Below are 3,297 nucleotides of genomic sequence, written 5' to 3'. Positions count from 1 at the left end.
GTCCGGCCGGGGCGGAGCGGTGTGGAGGGGCTGGGTCAGCCGAGTGCCTTGCCGGGCAGTTCGACCTTCGCGCCCAGCTCCACGAGCTTCTCCATGCTGTGTCCGCCCGGGGGTGACCCCCGGACCCCCAGCCGGAAGAGCGGCCGGCCGGGGTGGGACGGAAGGGCTGGGTCAGCCGAGTGCCTTGCCGGGCAGTTCGACCTTCGCGCCCAGCTCCACGAGCTTCTCCATGAAGTTCTCGTAGCCGCGGTTGATCAGGTCGATGCCGTGGACGCGGGAGGTGCCCTGCGCCGCCAGCGCCGCGATCAGGTACGAGAAGCCGCCGCGCAGGTCGGGGATGACCAGGTCGGCGCCCTGTAGCTTCGTGGGGCCCGAAACGACCGCGGAGTGCAGGAAGTTGCGCTGGCCGAAGCGGCAGTTGGAGCCGCCGAGGCACTCGCGGTAGAGCTGGATGTGCGCGCCCATCTGGTTCAGCGCGGACGTGAAGCCCAGCCGGGACTCGTACACCGTCTCGTGGATGATCGACAGGCCGGTGGCCTGCGTCAGCGCCACGACCAGCGGCTGCTGCCAGTCCGTCTGGAAGCCGGGGTGGACGTCCGTCTCCAGCGCGATGGACTTGAGCTGCGAGCCCGGGTGCCAGAAGCGGATGCCCTCGTCGTCGATCTCGAAGGCGCCGCCCACCTTGCGGTAGGTGTTCAGGAACGTCATCATCGAGCGCTGCTGGGCGCCGCGGACGTAGATGTTCCCCTCGGTCGCCAGCGCCGCGGAAGCCCAGGAGGCGGCCTCCAGGCGGTCCGGGAGCGCCGCGTGGGTGTAACCGCCGAGCGAGTCCACACCGGTGATGCGGATCGTGCGGTCGGTGTCCATCGCGATGATGGCGCCCATCTTCTGCAGGACGCAGATCAGGTCCTCGATCTCCGGCTCCACGGCCGCGTTCGAGAGCTCCGTGACGCCCTCCGCGAGCACCGCGGTCAGCAGCACCTGCTCGGTCGCGCCCACGGACGGGTACGGGAGCTGGATCTTGGTGCCGCGCAGCCGCTGCGGGGCCTCCAGGTACTGGCCGTCCTCCCGCTTCTCGATCTTCGCGCCGAACTGCCGCAGCACCTCGAAGTGGAAGTCGATCGGCCGGCCGCCGATGTCGCAGCCGCCGAGGCCCGGGATGAAGGCGTGGCCGAGGCGGTGCAGCAGCGGGCCGCAGAAGAGGATCGGGATGCGCGACGAGCCCGCGTGGGCGTCGATGTCGGCGACGTTCGCGCTCTCGACGTGCGAGGGATCCATGATCAGCTCACCGGGCTCGTCACCCGGGCGTACGGTCACACCGTGCAACTGCAGCAGCCCGCGTACGACACGTACGTCGCGGATGTCGGGGACGTTGCGCAGCCGGCTCGGCCCGCTGCCCAGCAGGGCGGCGACCATGGCCTTCGGTACGAGGTTCTTCGCACCGCGGACACGGATCTCGCCCTCAAGCGGGGTTCCGCCATGGACAAGCAGGACATCGTCGTTGACGGTCATGTATCTCGCGTTCCGATGAGTTGGGCAGTGTGGGTCGTCGGCAGGCCGGTCGTACGGGAGCCGAACAGCAAGGGTAATGGCCGCCCGCCCCGGCGCAGTAAGCCCGAGCAGGACTCAGCTGGGTCATAGCTTGGACACAACACGAGCCGTTCCGGACCGGGCACGCGGGGTCACTGTTGCCCGTGTGCGCGGGCAACGCTCCGTTGCGCCCTGAGCTGCATTCACTCCCGTACGCGCATTGGCTCCCCACATGAAGGGAATGTGCGGGATCATGTCTGGCATGACCGAGGTGTCCTCGCTCACAGGGCGGCTGCTCGTGGCCACGCCCGCCCTGGCGGACCCGAACTTCGACCGCGCGGTGGTGCTGCTCCTCGACCACGACGAGGAGGGCTCCCTCGGCGTCGTCCTCAACCGCCCGACCCCGGTGGGTGTCGGCGACATCCTGGAGAACTGGGCCGGCCTGGCCGGGGAGCCGGGTGTCGTCTTCCAGGGCGGCCCCGTCTCGCTGGACTCGGCGCTGGGGGTGGCGGTCATCCCGGGCGGCACGGCGGGGGAGCGCGCTCCGCTCGGCTGGCGGCGGGTGCACGGCGCGATCGGTCTGGTGGACCTGGAGGCCCCGCCCGAACTGCTCGCGTCCGCCCTCGGCTCCCTGCGCATCTTCGCCGGATACGCGGGCTGGGGGCCGGGCCAGCTGGAGAACGAACTGGCCGACGGCGCCTGGTACGTCGTCGAGTCCGAACCCGGTGACGTCTCCTCCCCGGCGCCGGAGCGGCTGTGGCGCGAGGTCCTGCGCCGCCAGCGCAGCGAACTGGCGATGGTGGCGACGTACCCGGACGACCCCTCCCTCAACTGACCGGCCCGCCGGCCCCCGGACCTTCCGCCGGACGCGCGCGGCCCTTCCCTCAACCGATGGGTGCGGCCCCCAGTACCCTTGGCTCCATGAGCACTCTTGAGCCTGAGACCCAGCCCCAGCGAGGCACGGGGACGGGGACCCTCGTGGAGCCGACGCCGCAGGTGTCGCACGGCGACGGGGACCACGAGCGCTTCGCCCATTACGTCCAGAAGGACAAGATCATGGCGAGCGCGCTGGACGGCACGCCCGTGGTGGCGCTGTGCGGCAAGGTGTGGGTGCCGGGCCGTGACCCGAAGAAGTATCCCGTGTGCCCCATGTGCAAGGAGATCTTCGAGTCCATGGGCGCCGGCGGCGACCAGGGCAAGGGCGGCGACAAGAAGTAGGCCGGGACTCCGCCCCGGCGCGGTACGCCGCGCGGACCGCCCACGGCCGCGACGCCCCCGCACAGGGGCGCCGCGGCCGTGTCGTGCGCGGGGGCGGGGCCGTTTTTCACACGGCTCCGCGATCACAGACTGGTGTAGACCTCTTGTGGCCGGGTTCGCGTACTCCATAGCCTCCGGAGTGTTGTGCGATGCGAAACCGCCATTGCGCGTACCGCAACACGCTCTGCTGGAGGACGCCCGATGAAGCCCAGTGCCCCCGGACCGTCGTGGTCCGGTCGGTGACCGTCTCCGCGCCGGGCGGTGCCCGGCACGCTCCGGCGGGCCGGGCGGGCGGGGCGGGCGGGGTCCGTCGCGTCCCCGTTCCGGAGTCCCCGGCCTTCCCGCGGATCTTTCCCGCGCGCCCCGGAGCGGCGGGAATTCGCCCGCGAGTTCCCCGGGGGTCTTCTCGCGGAGCGCTCCGCCGAGGCCGTCCCGGCACTCGCCGGAATTCTCCGGACGGTGGCGCCGGAACGATTCCGCTTCCCATTCCGGACCGCCGCGCCGATCACG

General features: G+C 71.2%; 3 protein-coding genes. 2 read left to right on the top strand and 1 reads right to left on the bottom strand.

Annotated elements, in window-relative coordinates; all coding sequences use genetic code 11:
• Positions 1-171: 171 nt before the first annotated feature.
• The gene (gene murA / locus CW362_RS42580) at positions 172-1,512 is read right to left on the bottom strand and encodes a UDP-N-acetylglucosamine 1-carboxyvinyltransferase (protein ID WP_103554930.1); all 1,341 of its coding nucleotides are present in this window, start codon (positions 1,510-1,512) and stop codon (positions 172-174) included.
• A gap of 280 nt (positions 1,513-1,792) precedes the next feature.
• Between murA and CW362_RS42575 the strand changes: the two genes are divergently transcribed.
• Both CW362_RS42575 and CW362_RS42570 read left to right on the top strand, forming a co-directional pair.
• Positions 1,793-2,365, top strand: a complete 573-nt coding sequence (locus tag CW362_RS42575; RefSeq protein ID WP_103554929.1) for a YqgE/AlgH family protein — start codon at positions 1,793-1,795, stop codon at positions 2,363-2,365.
• An 86-nt stretch (positions 2,366-2,451) separates the two neighbouring features.
• Positions 2,452-2,748, top strand: coding sequence for a DUF3039 domain-containing protein (locus CW362_RS42570; protein ID WP_103554931.1), 297 nt, complete (start codon positions 2,452-2,454; stop codon positions 2,746-2,748).
• Positions 2,749-3,297: the final 549 nt, after the last annotated feature.

Source organism: Streptomyces populi (assembly GCF_002911015.1).
Taxonomy (GTDB): domain Bacteria; phylum Actinomycetota; class Actinomycetes; order Streptomycetales; family Streptomycetaceae; genus Streptomyces; species Streptomyces populi.
The sequence above is the reverse complement of the archived record's forward strand: the minus strand, read 5'-3'. Positions and strand labels throughout refer to the sequence as shown.